This window comes from Streptomyces coacervatus, assembly GCF_029223485.1.
Taxonomy (GTDB): domain Bacteria; phylum Actinomycetota; class Actinomycetes; order Streptomycetales; family Streptomycetaceae; genus Streptomyces; species Streptomyces coacervatus.
In genome coordinates, this window is the sequence record NZ_JARHTP010000018.1 from 21,731 (window position 1) to 43,703 (window position 21,973).

General features: G+C 70.7%; 22 protein-coding genes and 2 pseudogenes. 1 reads left to right on the top strand and 23 read right to left on the bottom strand.

Features of this window, described 5'->3' with window-relative positions; genetic code table 11:
• Positions 1 to 2: 2 nt before the first annotated feature.
• The 4 genes and pseudogenes from P2Q00_RS36055 to P2Q00_RS36065 form a co-directional block, all read right to left on the bottom strand.
• Positions 3 to 182: a hypothetical protein gene (locus P2Q00_RS36055; protein WP_275778189.1), complete on the bottom strand. Its 180-nt coding sequence runs from the start codon at positions 180 to 182 to the stop codon at positions 3 to 5.
• A gap of 68 nt (positions 183 to 250) precedes the next feature.
• Positions 251 to 343, bottom strand: a pseudogene (locus P2Q00_RS50855) (IS5/IS1182 family transposase); the annotation flags it as partial.
• A gap of 80 nt (positions 344 to 423) precedes the next feature.
• Positions 424 to 1,848, bottom strand: coding sequence for a cytochrome P450 (locus tag P2Q00_RS36060; protein WP_275778191.1), 1,425 nt, complete (start codon positions 1,846 to 1,848; stop codon positions 424 to 426).
• Positions 1,848 to 2,840: a terpene synthase family protein gene (locus tag P2Q00_RS36065; protein WP_275778193.1), complete on the bottom strand. Its 993-nt coding sequence runs from the start codon at positions 2,838 to 2,840 to the stop codon at positions 1,848 to 1,850. The genes P2Q00_RS36060 and P2Q00_RS36065 overlap by 1 nt, the downstream gene beginning before the upstream one ends.
• A gap of 246 nt (positions 2,841 to 3,086) precedes the next feature.
• On the opposite strand from P2Q00_RS36065, the pseudogene P2Q00_RS36070 reads away from it, so the two are divergent.
• A pseudogene (locus P2Q00_RS36070) lies at positions 3,087 to 3,296 on the top strand (hypothetical protein); the annotation flags it as partial.
• 28 nt (positions 3,297 to 3,324) lie between these two features.
• Here the strand turns inward: P2Q00_RS36070 and P2Q00_RS36075 are convergent.
• The 19 genes from P2Q00_RS36075 to P2Q00_RS36165 form a co-directional block, all read right to left on the bottom strand.
• Positions 3,325 to 3,549, bottom strand: coding sequence for a helix-turn-helix domain-containing protein (locus tag P2Q00_RS36075; RefSeq protein ID WP_275778194.1), 225 nt, complete (start codon positions 3,547 to 3,549; stop codon positions 3,325 to 3,327).
• Entirely contained in the window at positions 3,549 to 4,010 is a 462-nt protein-coding gene (locus tag P2Q00_RS36080; protein ID WP_275778195.1) for a DUF2975 domain-containing protein, read from the bottom strand. Before P2Q00_RS36080 ends, P2Q00_RS36075 begins: the two co-directional genes overlap by 1 nt.
• A gap of 289 nt (positions 4,011 to 4,299) precedes the next feature.
• Entirely contained in the window at positions 4,300 to 4,965 is a 666-nt protein-coding gene (locus tag P2Q00_RS36085) for a response regulator (protein ID WP_275778197.1), read from the bottom strand.
• On the bottom strand, positions 4,962 to 6,341 hold the full coding sequence (locus P2Q00_RS36090) for a sensor histidine kinase (RefSeq protein ID WP_425579566.1): 1,380 nt from the start codon (positions 6,339 to 6,341) through the stop codon (positions 4,962 to 4,964). Before P2Q00_RS36090 ends, P2Q00_RS36085 begins: the two co-directional genes overlap by 4 nt.
• Positions 6,342 to 6,478: 137 nt before the next feature.
• The gene (locus P2Q00_RS36095; protein WP_275778198.1) at positions 6,479 to 7,165 is read right to left on the bottom strand and encodes a response regulator; all 687 of its coding nucleotides are present in this window, start codon (positions 7,163 to 7,165) and stop codon (positions 6,479 to 6,481) included.
• Positions 7,162 to 8,544, bottom strand: coding sequence for a sensor histidine kinase (locus P2Q00_RS36100; RefSeq protein WP_275778200.1), 1,383 nt, complete (start codon positions 8,542 to 8,544; stop codon positions 7,162 to 7,164). Before P2Q00_RS36100 ends, P2Q00_RS36095 begins: the two co-directional genes overlap by 4 nt.
• Complete coding sequence (locus tag P2Q00_RS36105; RefSeq protein ID WP_425579565.1) at positions 8,537 to 9,775, bottom strand: acyltransferase family protein; 1,239 nt, start codon at positions 9,773 to 9,775, stop codon at positions 8,537 to 8,539. The genes P2Q00_RS36100 and P2Q00_RS36105 overlap by 8 nt, the downstream gene beginning before the upstream one ends.
• A gap of 40 nt (positions 9,776 to 9,815) precedes the next feature.
• On the bottom strand, positions 9,816 to 10,967 hold the full coding sequence (locus P2Q00_RS36110) for an alpha/beta hydrolase (RefSeq protein WP_425579564.1): 1,152 nt from the start codon (positions 10,965 to 10,967) through the stop codon (positions 9,816 to 9,818).
• Between the two features lie 166 nt (positions 10,968 to 11,133).
• The gene (locus P2Q00_RS36115) at positions 11,134 to 12,024 is read right to left on the bottom strand and encodes an alpha/beta hydrolase (RefSeq protein ID WP_275778202.1); all 891 of its coding nucleotides are present in this window, start codon (positions 12,022 to 12,024) and stop codon (positions 11,134 to 11,136) included.
• 220 nt (positions 12,025 to 12,244) lie between these two features.
• Positions 12,245 to 13,489 carry a kynureninase gene (kynU, locus tag P2Q00_RS36120; RefSeq protein WP_275778203.1) on the bottom strand — a complete coding sequence of 415 codons (1,245 nt, stop codon included), beginning with the start codon at positions 13,487 to 13,489 and terminating at the stop codon, positions 12,245 to 12,247.
• A complete protein-coding gene (locus tag P2Q00_RS36125) occupies positions 13,482 to 14,327 on the bottom strand; it encodes a tryptophan 2,3-dioxygenase family protein (protein WP_275778205.1) in 846 nt (281 codons plus the stop codon). Before P2Q00_RS36125 ends, kynU begins: the two co-directional genes overlap by 8 nt.
• 155 nt (positions 14,328 to 14,482) lie before the next feature.
• Complete coding sequence (locus P2Q00_RS36130; RefSeq protein ID WP_275778207.1) at positions 14,483 to 14,896, bottom strand: DUF3151 domain-containing protein; 414 nt, start codon at positions 14,894 to 14,896, stop codon at positions 14,483 to 14,485.
• 128 nt (positions 14,897 to 15,024) lie between these two features.
• Positions 15,025 to 16,491: an MFS transporter gene (locus P2Q00_RS36135; protein ID WP_275778209.1), complete on the bottom strand. Its 1,467-nt coding sequence runs from the start codon at positions 16,489 to 16,491 to the stop codon at positions 15,025 to 15,027.
• A gap of 57 nt (positions 16,492 to 16,548) precedes the next feature.
• Positions 16,549 to 17,571 carry a class II fructose-bisphosphate aldolase gene (fbaA, locus tag P2Q00_RS36140; RefSeq protein ID WP_275778211.1) on the bottom strand — a complete coding sequence of 341 codons (1,023 nt, stop codon included), beginning with the start codon at positions 17,569 to 17,571 and terminating at the stop codon, positions 16,549 to 16,551.
• A gap of 141 nt (positions 17,572 to 17,712) precedes the next feature.
• Positions 17,713 to 18,267, bottom strand: a complete 555-nt coding sequence (pyrE, locus tag P2Q00_RS36145; RefSeq protein WP_275778213.1) for an orotate phosphoribosyltransferase — start codon at positions 18,265 to 18,267, stop codon at positions 17,713 to 17,715.
• A 10-nt stretch (positions 18,268 to 18,277) separates the two neighbouring features.
• A complete protein-coding gene (locus P2Q00_RS36150; RefSeq protein WP_275778215.1) occupies positions 18,278 to 19,066 on the bottom strand; it encodes an aldose epimerase family protein in 789 nt (262 codons plus the stop codon).
• A gap of 44 nt (positions 19,067 to 19,110) precedes the next feature.
• A complete protein-coding gene (locus tag P2Q00_RS36155) occupies positions 19,111 to 20,016 on the bottom strand; it encodes an SRPBCC domain-containing protein (RefSeq protein ID WP_275778216.1) in 906 nt (301 codons plus the stop codon).
• 92 nt (positions 20,017 to 20,108) lie between these two features.
• Positions 20,109 to 20,819: a response regulator transcription factor gene (locus P2Q00_RS36160; RefSeq protein WP_275778217.1), complete on the bottom strand. Its 711-nt coding sequence runs from the start codon at positions 20,817 to 20,819 to the stop codon at positions 20,109 to 20,111.
• Positions 20,803 to 21,969 carry a sensor histidine kinase gene (locus P2Q00_RS36165; protein WP_275778219.1) on the bottom strand — a complete coding sequence of 389 codons (1,167 nt, stop codon included), beginning with the start codon at positions 21,967 to 21,969 and terminating at the stop codon, positions 20,803 to 20,805. The genes P2Q00_RS36160 and P2Q00_RS36165 overlap by 17 nt, the downstream gene beginning before the upstream one ends.
• Positions 21,970 to 21,973 lie beyond the last annotated feature (4 nt).

Consider the following 21,973-nt stretch of genomic DNA (forward strand, 5'->3'; position numbering starts at 1 on the left):
CGTCACCGTGTCTGGCGGCGCGCCCTCTGCGGCCACCTCACCACTGAGCGGATCCGCCACCACAGCTTGCGTACTTGAGGGGTCTCGGTGGAGTAGGTGACCCTCGGCGCCGACTCGTAATCGGGGCCGTGCCCCAGCGCCTTGCCCTCCGGCGGGTATTTCTCGGGCAGGGTTTGCGCCATGCGCCCTCCTTCGGACGAGATCGCCGTCGCTCAGACGGAGACGGCCCGGTTCAGCAAGCCTGGCTGCAGCGGTGCTGCCCCTTCCAGGACGTGATGACCGGCCGGATCAGCTCCCACGCCTCGTCCGACAGATCACTCGGGTACGGCTGCCGTCCGCCCATGCCTACCAGCAGATCGCAAGGCCGGCAGACCGCAAGCCCTCAAACCGGACAACATCACCGGCGACTCACACAACGCCCACTCAGCTCCCGCGTCGGGTGGGGCGGAGGGTGATAGGTGCTTTGCTAATGGCGCCGATGGGTGGTTTGGGTGGCCGTGGTTGGGTCGGGTCTGGGTGGAACTGCCATTGGGTGAGAATGGCGGCGAGGACGAGGGTGGCTTCGGTGGTGGCGAAGACGTCGCCGATGCATTTTCTGGCGCTTTGGGCGAAGGGGAGGTAGGCGCCGGATGGCGGTGTGCCGCGTGACGGTAGCCAGCGGTCGGGGTCGAATCTCTCGGGGTTGGGGTAGAGGTCGGCGCGGTGGTGGAGGGTGTAAGCGCTGTAGGCGACGGTTGCCCCGGCGGGGATGCGGTGGCGGCCGAGGGTTGTGTCGGTGGTGGCGGTGCGGGTGATCAGCCATGCAGGGGCGTGGAGGCGGAGGGTTTCGCTGATGACCCGGCCGAGGAGTTTCAGGTCGGCCAGGTGCCGGTGGGTGACGGGTTGCCCGCCCAGGACGGTGTCGATCTCATTGTGGACTTGCTGCTGAAGATCGGGTTGGAGGGCGAGTTCGTAGAGGGCCCAGGCCATGGTGCCGGCGGTGGTCTCGCTACCGGCGAGCAGGAAGGTCATCAGTTGGTTGAAGATCTCCTGGTCGGACATGCCTTCCTCGCTCCGGGCCGAGGGGTGGCCTCCGGCTGGGGATTGGCGGGCTTTCAGGAGCATGGTGAGGAGATCGTCTTGGGCGGTGTCGGTAGTACGGCCGTCAGTGACGATCTTTTGGAGGCTTTCCTGGAGTCGGGCGTGCGCTTGCCGGTAGCGACGGTCGCCGGGAGGGCGTATCCAGCGCCAGGAGGTGGGGATGAGCATGCGCTGGGCGACCATCGACATGACGGTGGTGGCGTCTTGGGCGATTTGGGTGAAGAGGGGTTGTGGGAGGGTGCTGGAGAACATTGCGGAAACCAGGATCCGGGTGCTGATCGCCTGCAGGTCGTCCGTTATGTCGGCGGGGTGTCCGTCCTGCCATCCGGCGGTGCCTTGAGCGACTCGTTCGGCGGTGTCGGCCATGTATCCCGGCATGCGGTTTCGGTGGAACGCCGGTTGGAGGACTCGTCGCTGCTGTCGGTGCAGCCGATGGGGGCAGACGACGAGTCCGTCTCCGATCAGCTCGCGTGCTCGCTCGAAGAACGGTCCGCCTTTGTCGAACACGTCATCTTCCTGCAGGTATTGGCGGGTGAGTTCCGGACTGCACACCACCAGCATTCGGGCTGGCCCTACTCGGATCTCCACATGGTCGCCGTAGGCCGGGAGTGAGGCAACGAAGGCAAGGTGGTCGCCTAGCAGCGCTGGCAGATGGCCGACGAGTGGCCAGGCACCGGGTGCTCTCGGGATGAGATTTCTAGTGCTTGCGTTCTTCGAGCTGCCAGCGGGCAGTCCCCCTACAGGGAGCAAGAACCGCGGCGTTTTCATCAATGCGACCGCTCTTGCGAGGAGCCCGCGATCAGCAGGTCCGGCACGTAGGACGGGGGTTGTGGGTTGGTCTCGGAGACTTCTTCGAAGGTGCGGTACCGGTCGCTGATCTTCATCCAAGCCACCTCGCCGGACATCCAGTCGCGCATGCCCGCGGTGTTCGCCCACACGGCGTCGCACTCTTCGGGTGGGATGTCCAGGTCGGTGAGGAGCAGGTCGAGCTCGCGCTCTTTGGCGAGGAAGTCATTGGCGCGGCCGGTGATGCGGTCGATGACGGTGGTGTGGGCCTGCTCCCAAGTAAGGCCGTCATGGTGGACGAGAGCGGCGAGGTAGTTGCTGACGTCGCCGCGGGCGCGTTCCTTGGCGGCGGAGAAGACATCGTTGCTCCAGCAGATGATGTCATTGGCGGCCAGAAGCAGATCCTGGAACTCCGGGGCGCGGTAGACGCGGTCGGGGACCTCGCTGCGAGCGGCGAACTCGCTGACTGCTATGCAGTACGGCACTGATCCCGACCGGCGGCGGAACGCCACATACTCCTCAGGTGTGGCCGGGATGCCGGCTAGGCGCTGAATGGACTCCTGGTGATAGCCGTCGAACATATCCCTGACCGACGCGGCGAAACGCGCATGCCAGGCATTCGACATGTACGGGAACGTCCGACGGCATAGATCGGCCAGCGCCCGCCGAGCCGGCACCTCCGCATCTCCCGGGCCGATCGTGCCTTTGCTGTCCACGATGCGCTCCAGCGGCGCCCGCGCCGCCGCCCACTCAGCCGGGCCGGAATGGAGTCCTTCGCCGTTCTGGTCGTCGACAACCAGCAGCCAGGTGATCCACCCCGCACACACGATCAGATCCGGCAAAGCGGCGAAGGAATATACGTAGCAGGCGCCCTCACCCAGCCTCGACCTGCTCAGCCGATCAGCGACCTCCTGCGAGGGCAGGAGCCCCATCCGCTGGGCCCATTGCAGATTACGGTCCTCCACCAGCGACACATGAGGGTGCGTATGGCACACAAACGGAAGCGGAACGTCCATCGGCGAATGCATGCGAGTCTCCGTCTACCTCTGGTCAGGCAGTCACTCCAGTACGACAGCTGACGGCAGCAGAGGGAACCGCCGACATCGTCCGGAGCGTTGAACGCGTTGAACGCTTGCGGGATTGTGAACCTGTTCCTCCGGCGGCGTTGTCGCTTGGTCAACTCACGCTTGCTCACTACAGCTCCCGGCCGCCTCGCCGGACCCGAGCCCCCGGACTACCCCCGCATCCTCACCGCCTTCAACCACACGACCGGGCCGCTACGGGCCAAGGACGTCTGCGAAGCCCTCGGCCACGAACTGCTGCCGAAGAACGTCGAAGGCACCCGCGCCAAGCTGAAACGCCTGGTGAGCCGCGGCATCCTCACCGAACCCGAACCCGGCCTGTTCACCATGCCCCGACCGGCAAGGTGAACCCGCGTGAAAGCTCACACAACGCCCACTAAGAGTCGCGGTAGCTCAGCAGGTCGCCGGGCTGGCACCCCAGTTCCCGGCAGATCGCAGCGAGCGTGGAGAAGCGGATCGCCTTGGCGCGGTCATTCTTCAGGACGGAGAGGTTGACCACCGTCACACCGACCCGCGCCGCGAGTTCAGCCAGGGTCATGCCGCGCTCCGCGAGCAGTCGGTCGAGGTGGACCTCGATGCGGTGGTCCTCCTCCGGCGGCATCAGACGAGCCCTTCGGTGTCCTCGCGCAGCCGCGTGCCCTGCCGGAAGACCTCGGCCAGCGCGGCGACGAGCAGGCCGAGCAGGAGGGGCGCGGACGAGACGGTGTAGGCAAAGGGCACCGCGGGGCTGACGGCCGTGCCGCTGATCAGGAGGTGAGTGGTGACCGCGTCCACCGCCGGACCGAGTACACCCATGGCCACGATCGCCGCCGCGATGACCTGCAGCCGCCGGGCGTTCTCCGGCACGAAGACGTCGTCGCGACGCAGCGTACGGGCCATGCGCAGCAGGAGAACGAGGACCAGGACCAGCAACGCGCCGTAGAAGAGGTCGGGCAGAGCCAGCAGTATCCGCTGCTGGACATCGGGATGGGCCAGGGCGATCTCCGCCCGGTGAGTGCCATGCAGCGTCACGGGTCCGCTCGACACGGCGGCAGGCACCCGAGTGACGGCTTCGATCGTCACGTCACGCGCCCTAGTGGAGTCGAAGGGCCCGGTCACCCCGAGGAGCGGCAGCAATACCCCGAAGAGTCCCGCCAACGCCAACGCCAGACCGAGGACAGTCTCCAGCAGACGCCCGCCCCGCCCGACCTGCAACGACCTGCAACGACCCCACACTCATGGTTCCCCCTCCAAGACAACCCACCGACCTCGACCTATCGTTTATCGATAGTATCGATAAACGATAGGTCGAGCAATTCGGGAAGCCGTGGAGGATGAGTCCGCTGCACCGCGATGCCGAATGCGGCCCTGCCTAGCCCGGCGTCACCAACCGCGCCTCATACGCGAACACCGCCGCCTGCGTCCGGTCCCGGAGCCCCAGTTTCACCAGGATTCTGCTGACGTGGGTCTTGATCGTCGACTCGGCGACCACCAGGCGCTCGGCTATCTCCGAGTTCGACAGGCCCTGGGCGATGAGGACCAGGACCTCCGTCTCCCGGTCGGTCAGGTCGCCGTAGGCCGCCATCGCGGAGTGCATCGGGCGTGGGGTTTCCGAGAGTTTCGAGAACTCTGTGATCAGGCGCTTGGTGACGGAGGGGGCCAGGAGTGCCTCGCCTGATGCCACCACCCTTACGCCGTCGGCCAGTTGGCGGGCCGAGGCGTCCTTCAGGAGGAAGCCGGAGGCTCCTGCGCGCAGTGCCTGGTACACGTACTCGTCGAGGTCGAAGGTCGTCAGGACCAGGACCTTTGCCGTGCTGTTGGCGGCCACGATCTCGCGGGTCGCCTCTATGCCGTTCAGCTCCGGCATACGGATGTCCATCAGGACCACGTCGGGGGAGAGTTCGCGGACGCGGTCCACCGCCTCCCGGCCGTTGACCGCCTCGCCGACCACCTCGATGTCCGGCATCGCGTTCAGCAGGACCGAGAAGCCCTCGCGCACCATCATCTGGTCGTCCGCGATCAGGACGCGGATCGTCATGCTTCTCCTTCGCTTGCGGCGGCGACCGGCAGGAACACCGTCACCTCATAGCCTCCCTCGTCCGTCCGGGCCGCTGTCATCTCGCCGTTCAGCATGGTGACGCGCTCCCGCATGCCGGTGATGCCGTGGCCGGCGCCGGGTGAGGGTTTGACCAGGGACGGGTTCGGCGGCGGGTCGTTCACTATGCGCAGGCCCAGGCCGCCGAGGACATACGAGACCTCCACCTTGGCACCGGCGCCCGGTGCGTGCCGCAAGGTGTTGCTGAGCGCCTCCTGCACTATGCGGTACGCCGACAGCTCCACACCCTGCGGGAGTTCGCGTATCGCTCCGGTCGTCGTCTTGTCGACGCTCAGGCCCGCGTTGCGCACATTGGCGAGCAGTCCGTCCAGCTCGGCGAGGGTGGGCTGCGGGGCGTCCGGGGCCTCGTAGTCCTCGGCCCGGACCACGCCCAGCACCCGGCGCAGTTCCGTGAGCGCCGCCACCGCGTTCTCCCGGATCGTGGCGAACGCCCTCTCCAGCTCCTCCGGCGGGTTCTCCACGCGGTAGGGGGCGGCCTCCGCCTGGATGGCGACGACCGACATATGGTGCGCGACCACGTCGTGCAGCTCGCGGGCGATCGTCGTGCGCTCCTCCAGGAGCGTGCGCCGGGAACGCTCGTGCGCGGTCACCGTCTGCTGGGCGGACACCTCCTGGCGGGCCTCGCGGCGTATGTGCCAGACGGAGACCGCGAGAAGGATCAGGGCGGAGAAGGACAGCAGCTGGGCGGTGTTCGTGCCGAAGGAGTGGCCCCAGTCGAAGAAGGTGGCGACCACCACGCCGTAGACCGCGGTGAGCGCCCACATCCACGCCGCCGTGCGCGGCCGGGTGCGTATGGCCACGATCGTGAGCACGAACAGGTGGCAGGCGAAGGCGCCGGGCAGCCACGGCCACTCGCTGTCCCAGCTGGAGCCGACCACCGCGGCGACCGGCGTCGCGGCCATCGACGCCCAGAACGCGCCGACCGGCCGGACCATCGTCAGCAGGACCGGGACCAGTGCCAGCAGGCCGAGGACGAAGTTGTCGCCGGCGCCGATCATGGCGCTGTTCGCGGCGATGAGCATGGCCAGAACGGCGAACGCGGTGATCACCGCGTGCGGAGCCCAGGTCGCCCACTCCCGCATGCGGCCGCGCAGGGGGCGGACGAGCCGGGCGTGGGCGCCCAGGCGCGGCAGCGGACGGTATGCGAAGGCGTCGTGGAAGAGGTCCTGGCGCATTCCGCGCAGGGCGTCCACGGCCGCCCGGAACTCCGGGCTGTTCGGCTTGTACGGCTCGTACGCGCTGTCCGGCGGCTCCATCTGCCTCGTGGGCTCCGATGGCGTCGGCTGCGGCTGGGGCATCTCGGTCACGTTGAAAAAGGTAGGCCGTGGCGGGGGTCGCGGTCGTCACCAGTGAGGAGGGTCCTGCGGCCTCCCTCTCAGGTACTACGGGTACGGCCATGAGGTGCCCGGAGACAGCGGCCGGAGACGACGGCCGGTCAGTATCCGGACGGCCGCACCAGCCCGCACTCGTACGCGAACACCGCCGCCTGCGTCCGGTCCCTGAGCCCCAGCTTCACCAGGATGCGGCCCACATGGGTCTTCACGGTCTGCTCGGCGACGACCAGCCGCTCGGCGATCTCCGCGTTCGACAGGCCCTGCGCGATCAGTGCGAGGACCTCCGTCTCGCGCTCGGTCAGGTCGCCGACGCGTTCCTTCAGCGGGGCGCGGGGCTTGCCGTCCAGGCGGGAGAACTGGGCGATCAGCCGCCGGGTGATGCCGGGCGCGAGCAGCGCGTCACCGGCCGCCACCACCCGTACCGCCTCGGCCAGTTGGTCCACCGACGCGTCCTTGAGGAGGAACCCGGACGCTCCCGCGCGCAGCGCCTCGTACACATACTCGTCGAGGTCGAAGGTGGTGAGCACCAGCACCCTGATGTGCGGTGTCTCGACGGTGATGCGGCGGGTGGCCTCGATGCCGCCGAGCTCGGGCATGCGGATGTCCATGAGGACGACGTCCGGGGCGAGTTCGGCGACCTTGGCGACGGCGTCCAGGCCGTCGACCGCCTGGCCGATCACCTCGATGTCCGGCTTGGTGTTCAGCAGCACGGTGAAGCCCTGCCGGACCATCTGCTGGTCGTCGGCGATCAGTACACGGATGGGGCCGGTGCCGGTGCTGCTCGTCATGCGGTGTCGTCCTTCGGGTCGATGGCGGGGTCCGGGGCGTCGGGCAGGTCCGGGCCGTCGGCTAGCGGGGCGACCGGGAGGAACGCGGAGACCTGGTAGCCGCCGTCCGGCTGGGAGTGTACGGACAGGTCGCCGCCGAGCATCGCGGCCCGTTCCCGCATGCCGAGCTGGCCGTGCCCCGCGCCGGGCGACGCCGGAGCGGCGTGCAGCGGACGCGAGTTGACGACTTCCACGCGCACTCCGAAGGGGACGTAGGCGACTTCGACACTCGCGCTCGCGCCGGGTGCGTGGCGCAGCACGTTGCTCAGCGCCTCCTGCACGATCCGGTACGCCGACAGCTCCACACCGGACGGCAGCGGGCGCCGCTCCCCCGTGGTCCGCGTGGTCACGGTCAGACCGGCGGCCCTGGTGTTCTCGACGAGCGCGTCGAGCCGGTCCAGGGTGGGCTGCGGACTGTGCGGGTCGTTGCCGGCGGCGGCCGGAGTGTCCGAGCCGGGGTCCTCGGAACGCAGGACGCCCAGCACGCGGCGCAGTTCGGTCAACGCCTCCAGCGCGTTGTTCCGGATGCCCTCGAGGTTCTCCCTGAGCTCGTCGGGCGGGTTCTCGACGAGGTGCGGGGCGACCTGGGCCTGGATGGAGATCACGGACATGTGGTGGGCGACCACGTCGTGCAGCTCGCGGGCGATGCGGTTGCGCTCCTCCAGAAGGGTGCGCCGCGCCCGCTCCTCGGCGGTCAGCGTGGTCTGCCGGCCCAGTTCCGCGCGCGCCTCGCGGCGGCCGCGCAGCGCGATGCCGAGTACCACGACGACCGCGGAGAGGGCGATCGCGACCACCCCGGTTTCCTGGTAGCTCGGAGCGCTCCACACCCCCTGCAGGACCCAGGTGACGAGCACGGTCACCACGAGCGCCTCCACGGACACCCGGGTCCGCACGCGCAGGGCGAGCAGCAGCAGTACCAGCAGATGAGCGATGATCCCGGCCGCCGTCCAGGGCCAGGTGAACTGCCGCGACTCCGCCACGGGCATGCTGCCGTGCACCACGACCGCCCCCACGACCGTGGCCCCCGTCGACAGCCACCACGCCGGGATCGGCCGCCGCATGGCGAGGACCACCGCGCCGGCCTGGGAGATCCCGATGAGGGAGGCGAACCAGAAGCCCAGCCGGCCGTTGTCGGTGAGCTGGGCGATGCCGCCGAGCATGATGCCGAACGCGGCCAGGCACAGCAGACCGTGCGGTAGCCTGCGCAGCCATCTGGACGGGGGCAGCGGGTGCGACTCGACGGTGCACAGGTCGTCGCGCACCACCCGCAGCCCGCGTACGGCACGGCTCGCGAGTGCGCGCTGCATCCCCGTTTTGGTCACACGCACAACCCTAGACATGACGCCTCTGCGGCGCTGCCGCCCGCCTGGACGACGGCCGGTGTGCGCGGATGACCCGTGAACGCCGGCGGCCGCCGGGCCGCTCGGCGGGGCGGCCGTGCTCGTAGGCCCGAAAGGCGGCCCAGCAGACGGTGAGGGCAAGGGCGAAGACGGGCAGCCAGGCCAGCCTGAACGCCACCCATCCGAGGCCGTCGGGGGAGGTGTGCAGGCCGGGGAGGCGGCCCGCGAGGAGGCCGGTGGCCGTGGTCGCCATCATCGCCGTCTGGTGCCAGAGGAAGATCGTCATCGCGGAGAGGTTCACGAAGGCCACCGCCGCCCAGGCCAGGGGGCGCCGCATCGTACGCCGCAACCGGTCGCGAAGCAGCAGGGCGAGGCCGCACTGGGCCAGGCCGAAGGCGACCGCGGCCAGGGTCGGCGGGTTGAGGTTCGAGATCGCCGAGCCCGGGACGCCGACCATCGACGCCGGGTAGTGCGCCCAGGCCACCAGCGCGGCCGTCGCCGTCGTACCACCGATGAACAGGACCCAGCCTGCGCGGGGCCGGTCCAGCTCGCCGCGGGTCCAGGCCGCGCCGAGGGTGTACGGCACCAGCCAGCCCGCCGCCAGGTTCACCCAGCCGAGGCTCTGCGGGGCGCCGAGGCCGAAACGGAGCAGGTCCACATGGAGGACGACGGCCAGCGGCCACAGGGGGTTGAGCCGGGTGAGGAGCGGGGTCGCCGCGGTCAGCGCCGCGAAGACCAGCAGGAACCAGAGCGGGGAGAGGGCCAGTTTGACCAGCGTGTGGATCGTGTCGAAGTCGGCGCCCGAGAGGAACAGGGCCGTCGCGGCGATCGTCCAGAGGACCAGTACTGCGGCCACCGGTTTGAACAGCCGCGACAGACGGGCGGTCAGCCACCGCCGGTACGGCGTGCCCTTGGCCCGGGCCGCCGTGTAACTGCGGGTCGCCACATGGCCGCCCACCAGGAAGAACACGGCCAGGGTCTGGAAGGCCCAGGAGATCGGGGCGAGCCACGGCATGTGCTGGAGGGGGCTGGCGGCGTGCAGGGTGCCGCCGTCCGCCACCAGGGCCGTGACCAGCCAGTGGCCCAGGACCACACCGAGGATCGCGAAGGCCCTAAGGGCGTCCACGGCGCGGTCGCGGTCGGCGGGGGTGGCGGCGTCGATCCGGTCGGCGCCATTTCCTATGGCGTGTCGTATGCCGTGTCCTATGCCGTGTCGTATGCCGTGTCCTATGCCTTGCCCTGTGCCGTCCCACGCGCGGCGCACGCTCGACTCACGCACGGGTCACCTCCTTTGTGTCGCCGAGGACGATGCGGGTGAGGTTGGCCAGGGACACCGAGCCCGGCCTGAAGTAGTCGCTGTGGCCGCCGGGGCCCGCCGCGAAGACATGGGCGCCGAAGGCCGGGGAGACGGGGTCCGTGCCGAAGCCGATCGTCGTGCCGAACAGGTCCGCCCTTGTGTGCGGGACCTCCTGGATCCAGTCGTCATCGCCGCGGGCCGCCCAGACGCGGGCCCGTGTGTGCAGGGCCGCCGCCGAGTCCGCGCTCGTGCCGGGGCTGCCGACGAAGGCGATGTCCTGTACGTCCAGGCCGGCGGCGGCGCGGGCGCAGACGACCGTGCCGTAGGAGTGGCAGAGGAGGGAGATGTTCGCCTTCTGGCCTGCTATGCGGCGCAGCTCGCCCATGAACTCGCGCAGGTGCGGGGCCGCCTGGTCGGCGCGGTCCGTGGTGAGGACCGTGGTGCTGATCGTGCCGGGGGTCTTGTAGCCGAGCCAGGCCACTACGGCGGTTCGGGTGCCCTGCGGGGCCTGTTGTGTGAGGCGGTCGTGCAGGGCGAGGGCGCCGGCGCGGAAGCGGTCGTAGGTGTCTATGGAGGTGTCGGAGCCCGGGACCAGGACGGCGATGCGGTCCGCGTGGGCGAGGTTGCCGAAGACCTCCGTCGCCTGGCCTGCGCCGCGGCCGTCGAAGGAGAGGAAGTGGCGGGAGGGGGTGGCCATGGCGCGGTCTGCTGCGGCGCGTTTGTTGTCGCCGTGGGATGCGGCCATGCGGGACGCTGCGGCGGCGTTGGCGCGGTTGGCTGCGTAGGCCTTGTCCAGCGTGGCCGCCGTTGGTGGGGCAAGAGAGGCGGGGGCCGGGGCGGGGATCTCCGGTCGGGTGGCTGCCGAGAGAGGGAGGACTACGGCGGTGGTGATGAGGGCTGCGAGGGCGGCTCGGCGCCATTTGCGGGTGCGGCTGCGCTTGGGCTTGGGTGGCGGGGTTTCGCTTGCCGGCGCTGGCCGGGTGCCGCTCTCTTTGGGTCGGGAGCCGCCCCAGCGGCACGACTGCCCGCAGCTACGCGGACCCGGCTGCCCAGAGCTACGGCAGCTGCAGCGACTACGGCTGCTGTCGGCTCCGTCCTCTGCAGCCGCCCGTACCCCCGTCTCCAGCCCCATGGTCGTCTCCCCTTCAGTCCGCCCGGCCATCGGGCTTGTCTGAAAGGGAAGTTACGGACGGTGACGTGTCGTCCGCGTCCCGCCAGGGAGCTGTCCTGCCGCGTAGCTCTCAGGTACTACGGGTATGAAGGGGTCCGGTCAGGGGCGGGTCAGGAGCAGCTCACCACGCCAGCTGGGCGATCTCCTCCGCCACCACCGCGCACGCGTCCGCCGCCGGGTCGATCAGGGGGAAGTGGCCCACGTCCTCCAGGAGCGTGAGGCCCACGACCTCGCCGGCCTTTGCCGCCGCGTCGGCGTACGACTCGGCGACCGCCTGCGGGACGACGACGTCCGTGCGGCCCTGGACCAGGGTGGTCGCGATGCCGGTGGGGAGCAGGAGGGACGGGTCGGCGTACGGACGGCGCTCGGCGAACTTCTCGTCGGCGCCCAGCAGTTGGCGCGCGGCGCCGCCGCACACGTCCAGTTTGTCGGCGACCTCGAAGTCGGCGATCGGGGCCAGGGCGACGACACCGCGCAGGGGTGCGGGACGGTCGATGCGCCAGGGGGCGTCGGCGGGCAGCAGATGGCGGGCCGCCACCCACAGGGCGAGGTGGCCGCCGGCCGAGTGTCCGGTGATCACCATGCGGCGCGGGTCGGCCCCCGGAAGGGCCTCGCGTACGAGCGCGGGCAGTGCGTCCAGCGCGGCCGCGACGTCGTCGAAGGTGTCCGGCCACCGCCCCGCGATCGGGCCGCCCCCGCCGCTCTGGGCCGGGATCGCGCTCCCCCGCCGGTACTCGACACTGGCCACGGCGAAACCCCGCCGGGCCAGGAAGTCCGCGAACGGCGAGATGTGCAGGCGGTCGTACGGTGCCCGCCACGCGCCCCCGTGCAGGACGACGACCAGCGGGGCGATACCGCCGGGGGCCGGCTCGGGGCGCGGGGCGTAGAAGTCGATCAGCTGGTCGGGGTGGTCACCGTACGCGGCGGTGGAGTCGGGATCGACCGCCGGGTGCGAGAACGCCGACTCCTCTTCGGCGGCGGCCCGGGCTGCTGCGGCGTCGTCGTCCGGCATGCTCCAACCTCTCAGCGACGTAACGATTTTGGCGGAGACCAGGGAAGAAATCGGCCCCGGTGGAAATCGGCCGTTGGCGGGGACGGTATCAGGCAGGTGACGTGCGCCGACACGGGGATGTCACGCTCGGTGAGGGGGAAACGGTTCTGTAGTGCGAGAGCCGGGCAGTTGCACGGATTTCGCGCAGCCTGCCCGGCCGGTACGGCGCAAGTTCCGGGGGCTATCCGGCGTGCTCGGCGAGGGTCTCCCCGAGCACCCGGGCCGCCCGCTCCACGTCCCCGAATCCGACGTACAAGGGCGTGAATCCGAACCGGAGGACGTCCGGGTGCCGGAAGTCCCCGACCACCCCCCGCCCGATCAGGCTCTTCATGACGTCCCCGGCATCGCCGCAGCGCAGCGCCACCTGGCTGCCGCGCTCCTGGTGCGCCGGCGGAGTCAGCGACTCCACCCGCCCGGCAGGCGCGTACGCCCGCACGCACTCCAGGAAGAAGTCCGTCAGCGCAAGGGACTTGGCCCGTACGGCCTCGATCGATACGCCGTCCCAGACCTCCAGCGCCGCTTCCAGGGCGAGCATCGAGAGGATGTCCGGCGTGCCGACCCGGCCGCGCAGGGCGCCGGACGCCGGTTCGTACTCGGACCGCATCCCGAAGGGCTCCGCGTGGGAGTTCCAGCCGGGCAGCGGAGAGTCGAAGCGGTCCTGCAGATCGCGACGTACATAGAGGTACGCCGGTGAACCCGGGCCGCCGTTCAGGTACTTGTACGTGCAGCCCACCGCCAGATCGACGCCGTGCTCGTCCAGCCCGACCGGCAGCGCGCCCGCGCTGTGGCACAGGTCCCAGACGGCCACCGCGCCCGCCGCGTGTACGGCGGCCGTCAGCGACGGCAGGTCGTGCAGGCGGCCGGTGCGGTAGTCGACGTGGTTGAGCAATACGGCAGCCGTACGGCCGGACAGCGCGCCCGGCACCTCCGCCGGAGCCAACGGCCGCAGTGCGCACCCCGTCATCCGGGCGGCCGACTCGGCGATGTACCCGTCGGTGGGGAAGGTCGTGGCGTCGACGAGGATCTCGTCCCGGCCCTCCCCCGCCATCCGCACCGCGCCCACAAGTGCCTTGAAAACATTGACACTTGTCGAGTCGCCGACGACGATCTGCCCGGCCGCCGCCCCGACCAGCGGAGCGATCCGGTCGCCGATCCGCTCGGGCGCCGTCCACCAGCCGCTCTCGTCCCAGGACCGGATACGGAGCGAACCCCACTGTCTGCGTACGACGTCGTCCACCCGCCCCGGGACCGCCGCCGGCAGGGCGCCGAGCGAGTTCCCGTCCAGGTAGACCACCTCGTCGAGCACGAACTGTTTGCGCACTCCGGCCAGTTCGTCGGAGGCGTCCAACTCCCCTGCCCGCACGGCCAGTTCACGCTCATGTTCCTGTACATGCTCATGTTCCTGTACATGCTCATGCTCAGACATGGGACCTCGCCGTCCACAGCTCCGGGAACACGTTCTTCTGCGCGCGCTTCTCCAGCCAGGCGACGCCCGCCGAGCCGCCCGTGCCGGGCTTCGCTCCCATCGCCCTGCGGGTGGCGACCAGGTGGTCGTTGCGCCATCGCCACACCAGCTCGGCGACATCGGTCAGCGCCTCGCCGAGGCGGGCGAGTTCGGCGTTCTCGTCGCCCGCGTAGATCGCGGTCCAGGCGGCCTCGACGGCCTCCGAGGGCTCGTAGCGGCGCGAGACGTCGCGGCGCAGGACGGTCCCGGGGATGGCGCAGCCGCGCCGCGCCATCAGCCGCAGCACCTCGTCGTAGAGGCTCGGCTCTGCAAGGGCCTTCTCCAGTTCGGCGTGGACGCGGGGCGCGCCGCGGTGCGGGACCAGCATGGACGCGGACTTCTCACCGAGCAGGAACTCCATCCGGCGGTACATCGCCGACTGGAAGCCGGAGCCCTCGCCGAGCGCGCTCCGGTATGCGTTGAACTGGGCCGGGGTGAGCTGGCCGAGCGGCCTCCAGGAGGCGTTCAGCGCGTCCAGCTCCCGTACGGAACGCTTCAGTGCGGCGACCGCGGTGGGTACGTCGTCGGAGCGCAGGGCGCGCGCCGCGGTCTCCCACTCGTGGACGATCACCGTGAACCACAGCTCCATCACCTGGGTCGTGACCAGGAAGACCATCTCTCCGGGGTCGTCGGAGAGGGTGTGCTGGAGGTGGGTGAGCACGTCCGCCTTGACGTAGTCCTCGTACGGCGTCGTGCCCTGGAAGTCGAGATGCGGGGTCTCGGGCTCCGAAGCCTCATGGGGCTGAGCCTGGTGGGACATCGCTGTCTCCTGTTGTTGCTCCGGGTAGCGGTCCGCCCCTGCCGTTACCGACACGGGGGCCCCGGTCCCCGCCGCAAATCCTCTTCGATGGTCCCGCGGAAGCGCAAGGCCCGCCTGGTCACACTCACACAGGCGGGCCCGTACGACGGACAGCGCTAGCCGAGCCTCTGGGCCGCCGTGGCCGAGGAGTCCTTGAGGAACTGGGTGCAGCGCTCGTACTCCTCCTGCTCGCCGATGGATCCGGCGGCGCGGGCGAGAGCGTGCAGGGCGCGCAGGAAGCCGCGGTTCGGCTCGTGCTCCCAGGGCACCGGGCCGTGGCCCTTCCAGCCGCTGCGGCGCAGGGCGTCGAGGCCGCGGTGGTAGCCGGTGCGGGCGTAGGCGTACGACTCCACGACGCTGCCCCGCTCGAACGCGTCGTCGGCCAGCTGGGCCCAGGCCAGCGAGGACGTCGGGTACTTGGCTGCGACGTCCGCGGGTGCGGTGCCGTTTGCGAGGGCCTCGCGGGGGGCGGGGTCGTCGGGGAGGTGGGTCGGGGGCGGGCCCCCGAGGAGGTTTTCGTGAATCGACATGTGAACCAGTGTCGCTGCTGCTGGGGGCTGCCGCCCCCAGACCCCCGCTTCGGCCCTTAAGGGGCCTCGTCCTCAAACGCCGGACGGGCTGGTGGTGCCGACCGGGGCTCTATGCGATCCCTTTCGCGTTATCCGATCCGTTTTCGCGCCCGCTCCCCCTCCAGCGGCGGAGCCACGACCGACCCGTGCCTGCGGCACTCCGGGCGGCGGCACCCCGGCGGCAGCGGACGTACGGTCGCGAACGCGATGCCCGAGCCGACCACCAGGGCGCCCGCGCACCACAGCATCGCCCGGTGGAAGGCGTCGTCGAAGGCGGTGGGGGAGCGGTAGGCATCCGGGCCCATTCCGACGAGCAGCGGCAGTGCGGCCACCGCGATCAGGCCCGCCGCGCGGGCCGCCGCGTTGTTGATGCCGCTGGCCAGGCCGGCCCGTGCGACGTCCACGGAGGCGAGGACGGTGGCCGTCAGCGGTGCCACCAGAGTGACCAGGCCGAGGCCCAGGACCAGCACGGCGGGCAGCACGTCGGCGACGTACGAGGCGCCCGGCCCGACCCGCAGCATGAGCAGCATCCCGGCCGCGCAGACCAGTGGGCCCGCCGTGAGCGGGATGCGCGGGCCGATACGGTCGGCGAGGGCGCCCGAGCGCGCCGAGAACAGCAGCATCAGGGCGGTCGTCGGCAGCAGGGCCGTACCGGCGGCGAGCGGCGACCAGCCGACGGCGACCTGGAGCTCGACGGCGGTGAGGAAGAAGAAGCCGCCCAGCGCCGCGTACACACACAGAGTGACCAGGTTGACGGCCGTGAACTGGCGGGACGCGAAAATGTCCAGCGGCATCATCGGGTCCGGGCGCCGCTTCTCGACGTAGACGAAGGCGATGCCGGCCACCACACCGGCGACCGCCGTGACCACGACGACCAGGGAGCCCTGGCGGGCCTCGATCAGTGCGTATGTGATGAGGGCGAGGGCCAGGGCGCCGAGGGCCGCGCCGAGGACGTCGAAGCGGCCGTGCGTGCGCTCGTCCATCGACTCGGGGACGTGCCGTACGGCGATCGGGGCGCACAGCAGGGCCAGCGGGACGTTGAGGAGGAAGACCCAGCGCCAGCCGGGGCCGTCGACCAGCCAGCCGCCCAGGAACGGGCCGACGGCCGCGCCGATCCCGCCGAAGCCGGACCACAGGCCCACGGCCCGGCCCCGGTCGTCCGGGTGGAAGGACGCCTGGATCAGGGCGAGGGAACCGGGCGTGAGGAGCGCGCCGCCGACCCCCTGCAGGGCACGGGCGGCGATGAGCACACCGGCGGTGGGGGCCAGCCCGCACAGCAGGGAGGCCGACGCGAACCACACGACACCGATCACGAAGATCTTGCGGCGGCCGTAGCGGTCGCCGAGGGAACCGCCGAGGAGGATCAGTCCGGCCAGCGTGAGCATGTACGCGTTGACCGTCCACTGGAGGGCGGCGAGCGTCGCGTCCAGATCGCGGCCGATGCGCGGCAGGGCGACATTGACGACGGTCGAGTCCAGCATGGCCATGCTGGAGCCGAGCACGGTGGTCAGCAGGATCCACTTGCCCTGCGGGGTGGCGATCCGTACGTCGGGCATGCCCCAGGTATACAGCGAGCCCGGTGCCGTAGCACCGGGCTCGCCAAAGATCGCGGGTTACTTGATCTTCGTGCCCGAGGAGCGCAGGTTGGCACAGGCCTCGGTCACGCGCTTGGCCATGGACGCCTCGGCCAGCTTGCCCCAGGTGCGCGGGTCGTAGGTCTTCTTGGAGCCGACCTCGCCGTCGACCTTCAGGACGCCGTCGTAGTTGCGGAACATGTGGTCCGCGACCGGGCGGGTGAAGGCGTACTGGGTGTCCGTGTCGAGGTTCATCTTCACGACGCCGTTGTCCAGCGCGGTGGCGATCTCCTGCTCGGTGGAGCCGGAGCCGCCGTGGAAGACGAAGTCGAACGGGGAAGCCTTGCCGTACTTGGCGGCGACGCCCTCGTTGAGCTCCTTCAGCAGCTCGGGACGGAGGACGACATTGCCCGGCTTGTAGACGCCGTGCACATTGCCGAAGGACGCGGCCAGCAGGTAGCGGCCCTTCTCGCCCAGGCCCAGGGCCTCGACGGTGCGGATCGCGTCGTCGACCGTCGTGTACAGGGAGTCGTTGATCTCGTGCGAGACGCCGTCCTCCTCGCCGCCGGTCGGGGTGATCTCGACCTCAAGGATGATCTTCGCGGCGCGGGCCCGCTCCAGCAGCTCCTGGGCGATGGCCAGGTTGTCGGCGAGGGTCTCCGCGGAGCCGTCCCACATGTGCGACTGGAAGAGCGGGTTGCCGCCCGCCTTCACGCGCTCCTCGGAGATCGCGAGCAGCGGACGTACATACCCGTCGAGCTTGTCCTTCGGGCAGTGGTCCGTGTGCAGGGCGACCGTGACCGGGTACTTCTCGGCCACGATGTGCGCGAACTCGGCCAGCGCGACCGCGCCGGTCACCATCTCCTTGCTGTACTGACCGCCCAGGAACTCGGCGCCACCCGTCGAGATCTGGATGATGCCGTCGCTCTCCGCCTCAGCGAAACCGCGCAGGGCCGCGTGCAGGGTCTGGGTCGAGGTCACGTTGATCGCCGGGTAGGCGAACTTGCCTGCCTTCGCCCGGTCCAGCATCTCGTTGTAGACCTCGGGAGTTGCGATGGGCATCTGACCGCTCCTTGTATGTGCGGGTTGGCGTTCTGCGTACTACGGCCCTGACCTAGACCTGGAGGGGTGACGTCGTCGTCGGGCCCATCTTTCCAGACGTGGCCGGATGCTTTGCCCGCCCTGTCCGGCTTGTGGACACCCTCAGTCGAGGCCCAGGTCGTCCTTGGAGTAGGCGAAGAGGTACGGCACTCCGGCGCCGTCCTGGATCTTCTCGGCGGCACCGGTCGCACGGTCCACGATCGTGGCCACGGCGACGACCTCGGCGCCCGCCTCGCGCACCGCCTCGACGGCGGTCAGCGGGGAGCCGCCGGTGGTGGAGGTGTCCTCGACGACCAGCACCCGGCGGCCCGCGATGTCCGGACCCTCGACGCGGCGCTGCAGGCCGTGCGCCTTCGCCGCCTTCCGTACGACGAAGGCGTCGACGCGCTTCCCGCGGGCGGCGGCCGCGTGCAGGATGGCCGCCGCGACCGGGTCGGCGCCCATGGTCAGACCGCCCACCGCGTCGAAGTCGAGGTCGGCGGTCAGGTCCAGGAGCACCTGCCCGACCAGCGGGGCGGCCTCGCCATCAAGGGTGATGCGGCGCAGGTCGACGTAGTAGTCGGCCTCCAGACCCGAGGAGAGGGTCACCTTGCCGTGCACCACGGCCTTTTCCTTGATCTGCTGCAGCAGCTCGCCGCGTACGTCCGTCGTCGTCATGCCTGCCAGCTTAAAGGCGGTGCCAAGTCCAGACGGTCGTGGCTTCCAGCGGCTCCAGCGGGGTGACCAGGCGGGGCAGGGTGTTCAGGCCGTCGGGCGGGCCGGTCTGCGGCTCGACACACACGGCGGCCTCCTGCTCGTCGTAGACGACGGCCCACTCCTCGCGGCTGGCGACCTTCAGCTCCAGTTGCCCCGGCCAGGTGAGGGTGACGTCGATGCCGCCCGGCATCCCGAAGCAGTCGTCCCACGGCCCCGGCTTCGGCTCGACGCGGTTGCCGGTCGGGAGGTGGTCCTCGCCGCGCTCCTCCTGCCAGGCGGGGGTGAAGTCCAGGCGGACGTCGTCCCCTCCCAGGTTGCGGTTGAACCAGGGGTGCCAGCCGATCTGGGCCGGGAAGGAGGAGTCGTACGTCTCGACGGCCATCGTCAGGGTCAGGGCGTCCGGCGTGAGGGCGAACTGCTGCGTGACGCGGCCCGCGTAGGGCCAGGGCTCGACCAGGTCGTACGTGAGGACGGCCTCGTCGGCGTTCACGCGCGCGGTGCGCCAGGCGCCGTCGCGGACGGTGCCGTGGATGGCGTGCGGCGGGGAGTTGAGCGGCATCTGGTGGACGGTCGTGCCGTCCCGGAAGCGGCCGTCGCGGATCCGCCCGCACCAGGGGACCATCGGGAAGCAGCCGAACCGCTCGCCCTGGCGGAGCAGTTCGATGCCGCCGACGCGCAGTCCTCCGACCCGGCCGCCGTTGCCCGGCTGCACGGTCACCTCCGCGTCGCCCGCGGTCAGCGTGATGTCTTCGTTACTCACGGGACGACCCTACTGGGGCGATCAAGGCCCCCGCCCACAGATCGTCAGTGGCGCTTGCGCAGCACCCGGCCGACCACGATCGCCGACGCGAGCACAAGGGCCGCCGCCGGGGCCGCCCAGCGCAGCGGGGAGCCGGCGGAGACCGTCTGCGGGGCGGGGACCGGGGCGTAGCGGCCGCGGGGCGGGGCGTGGTCGACCTCCTCCGCGCTGCGGCCGATCATCGTGCGGCGGGCATGGGCGGCTTCGGCGGGAGGTGCGCCCACGTCCGTGCCCCCGTCCGTGCCCCCGTCCATGTCCTCGGCGAGCGGGTCGAGGGACGGCGGGGGGACCTCCGTGTCGAAGACCGAGGCGGGCTCCGTGGGCTCGGGGGCGGGGGCGGGAGCGTCGTCGGCGTCCGGGGTCGTTTCGAAGTCGCTGGTCGCCTTGGGTTCGAACTCCTGGGTGACGAGGGGCTCGGTTTCCTCGGGTTCTTCGGACGCCTCGGGTTCCTCATGCTTTCCGGACACCTCGGGCCGCCCCGGCTGCTCCTGCACGCTCGCGGCCAGGTTCTCCGCGAAACGGTTCAGCAGGCGGGTCGCGGCCGACGCGACCTGCTCGGCCGGCAGTTCCGTGAGGCGGCCGTCCGCGGAGGCCGTGCCCTCGAAGGCCAGCGTGCAGCCGCCGTCCGCCTCCGCGACGCGGAGCACCAGCGCCAGCTTGGCCGAGCCGGTGCCGCGGGTCTCGGTGGCGTCGCCCTCGGCGGCGTACGAGCCGTCGTCCTGCCCGGTGATGCGGAGGGTGCCGCGGTAGGTGACGGAGTGGCTGCCGACGCGCATTTTCAGCCGTCCGGTGAGGGGCTCGGCGCCCGCGTCCTGCTGGAGCCCGGGAACCGCACGGGCAACCTGCGCGGGGTCGGCGAGGGCCTCCCTCAGCCGCTGGGCCGGAACCGGAACGAACACCTCATGCTCCATGTCACGCGAGCCTACCCAGGTGGCCGGGTCCTGCACCCCCGTTGACCGAAAGTGACCGCGCGTCGGTGTCATCCTCGTCGGTGTCGCCGCAACTACGCCGTACTCCCCGGCGTCACCAGCCCCGTCTCGTAGGCGACCACCACCACCTGCGCCCGGCTCGCCAGCCCCAGCTTGGTCATCGTGCGGTTGAGGTGGGTCTTGACCGTGGCCTCGCTGATGAACAGGCGGTCGGCGGCCTCCGCGTTGGTCAGGCCGCGGGCGACCAGTTTGAGGACCTCGACCTCACGGCTGGTCAGCGCGTCGAGGCCGGGCGGTGGCCCGGAGCCGTCCGTCGGGCCGTCGGCCGCCCGCGTGAACGCCTCCACCAGGCGGCGGGTGACGACCGGGGCGAACAGGGAGTCGCCGCCGTGCACGGCGGTCACCGCCGCGAGGAGGCGCTCCGGTCCCGCGTCCTTGAGAAGGAAGCCGGAGGCGCCGGCGCGGAGGGCGCCGTAGACGTATTCGTCGAGGTCGAAGGTGGTCAGGACGAGGATGCGCGGGGGCGGGTCGGTGGCCTCGGCGAGGATGCGGCGGGTCGCCTCGATGCCCGTGGTGCCGGGCATGCGGATGTCCATGAGGACGACGTCGGGGCGGGTCCTGGCGGCCAGGGCGACCGCTTCGGTGCCGTCGGCGGCCTCGCCCACGACCTCCATGCCGGGGGCGGCGCGCAGCAGCGCGACCAGTCCGCTGCGCACGAGGAACTGGTCGTCCACGACGAGCACTCTGATCAGGCGGTCGGCGGTGGCGTCATGGCTGCCGGTCATCCGCGTCGGCGTCTCCCCGGCGTGCGGCCTGTGCCGATGTCGGCAGGGTGAGATGCACGCCGAATCCACCCTCGCTGCGCGGGCCGACGGCAATCGTCCCGCCGTAGAGCTTGGCCCGCTCCCGCATTCCGATCAAGCCATGTCCGCCGCGCTCGCGCTTTCTGTCCGGATCCACCCCCTCCCCGTCGTCGGTGACGGACACCGTCATCTCGCCCGCGCGGTAGGCGAGTTCTACGGTCGCGCTCGCGCCGGGGGCATGTTTGAGGACGTTTGTCAGAGCTTCCTGCACTATGCGGTAGAGGCAGAGCTGGACGCCCGGGGGCAGGGGGCGCGGTTCGCCGGTGACGCGGAGATCCACGGGGACGCCGCCGGCGCGTACGCGGTCCACCATTTCGGCCAGTTGACCGAGGCCGGGGGCGGGGGCGCCGTCCGCGGCCAGGGCGTCGTCGGCCCTCAACAGGCCCAGCATGCGCCGCAGTTCCTCCAGGGCCTCGCCGCTGGCGCCCGCGATGGTGTCGAGCGCCTCGCGTGCGGTGGGGGCGTCGGAGGTGAAGACGAAACGGGCCAGGCCCGCCTGGACGTTGATGACCGCCATGTGGTGGGCGACGACGTCGTGCAGTTCGCGGGCGATGCGCACGCGTTCCTCGGCGACCTCGCGGCGGGCCCGTTCGGCCTGTTCGGCGCGGAGCCTGCGGCTGAGCTCGGCGGTTCTGCGGGCGATGTGGCCGAACCACCAGAACACGAGCGGGTAGGCGATCGCCTGGGCGAGCACGGACGCCATCGAGCTGCCGTGGGTCACGAGCCCGGCGTAGACCCAGACGGCGGCCATCACTGCGGCGCAGACCCCCGTGGTGCGGGCCGGGCGCACCGACGCCACGGTGTAGACGGCGAGCATGGGTCCGAAGGTGACGACCACCGGCCAGTAGCCGAGGCCGATGTAGAGGACGCCGACCGCGTGGACGAAGGCGAAGACGGTCACCGGGGCCTTGGTGCGCAGGGCGAGCGGGAGGGTGGCCAGGAGGACGAGGACCCAGGCGAGCGGATCGAGTGCGGACCACCCCTGCGCTACGGCCTCCCTGCCGAGCAGGATGGCCACGGTCGTCAGCCCCACGGCGATCAGCCCGTCGGCGGCCAGTGGATGGATCCGCATCGCC

Bases quoted from the DNA above. Each gene is read 5' to 3' on its own strand.
- P2Q00_RS36115 (WP_275778202.1), bottom strand. From the start codon at position 12,024: ATGCCGGACGACGACGCCGCAGCAGCCCGGGCCGCCGCCGAAGAGGAG.
- P2Q00_RS36155 (WP_275778216.1), bottom strand. From the start codon at position 20,016: ATGGAGCATGAGGTGTTCGTTCCGGTTCCGGCCCAGCGGCTGAGGGAG.
- pyrE (WP_275778213.1), bottom strand. From the start codon at position 18,267: ATGACGACGACGGACGTACGCGGCGAGCTGCTGCAGCAGATCAAGGAA.
- P2Q00_RS36165 (WP_275778219.1), bottom strand. From the start codon at position 21,969: ATGCGGATCCATCCACTGGCCGCCGACGGGCTGATCGCCGTGGGGCTG.
- P2Q00_RS36055 (WP_275778189.1), bottom strand. From the start codon at position 182: ATGGCGCAAACCCTGCCCGAGAAATACCCGCCGGAGGGCAAGGCGCTG.
- P2Q00_RS36130 (WP_275778207.1), bottom strand. From the start codon at position 14,896: ATGTCGATTCACGAAAACCTCCTCGGGGGCCCGCCCCCGACCCACCTC.
- P2Q00_RS36160 (WP_275778217.1), bottom strand. From the start codon at position 20,819: ATGACCGGCAGCCATGACGCCACCGCCGACCGCCTGATCAGAGTGCTC.
- P2Q00_RS36100 (WP_275778200.1), bottom strand. From the start codon at position 8,544: ATGTCTAGGGTTGTGCGTGTGACCAAAACGGGGATGCAGCGCGCACTC.
- P2Q00_RS36090 (WP_425579566.1), bottom strand. From the start codon at position 6,341: ATGCCCCAGCCGCAGCCGACGCCATCGGAGCCCACGAGGCAGATGGAG.
- kynU (WP_275778203.1), bottom strand. From the start codon at position 13,489: ATGTCTGAGCATGAGCATGTACAGGAACATGAGCATGTACAGGAACAT.
- P2Q00_RS36095 (WP_275778198.1), bottom strand. From the start codon at position 7,165: ATGACGAGCAGCACCGGCACCGGCCCCATCCGTGTACTGATCGCCGAC.
- P2Q00_RS36075 (WP_275778194.1), bottom strand. From the start codon at position 3,549: ATGCCGCCGGAGGAGGACCACCGCATCGAGGTCCACCTCGACCGACTG.
- P2Q00_RS36125 (WP_275778205.1), bottom strand. From the start codon at position 14,327: ATGTCCCACCAGGCTCAGCCCCATGAGGCTTCGGAGCCCGAGACCCCG.
- P2Q00_RS36135 (WP_275778209.1), bottom strand. From the start codon at position 16,491: ATGCCCGACGTACGGATCGCCACCCCGCAGGGCAAGTGGATCCTGCTG.
- P2Q00_RS36060 (WP_275778191.1), bottom strand. From the start codon at position 1,848: ATGAAAACGCCGCGGTTCTTGCTCCCTGTAGGGGGACTGCCCGCTGGC.
- P2Q00_RS36085 (WP_275778197.1), bottom strand. From the start codon at position 4,965: ATGACGATCCGCGTCCTGATCGCGGACGACCAGATGATGGTGCGCGAG.
- fbaA (WP_275778211.1), bottom strand. From the start codon at position 17,571: ATGCCCATCGCAACTCCCGAGGTCTACAACGAGATGCTGGACCGGGCG.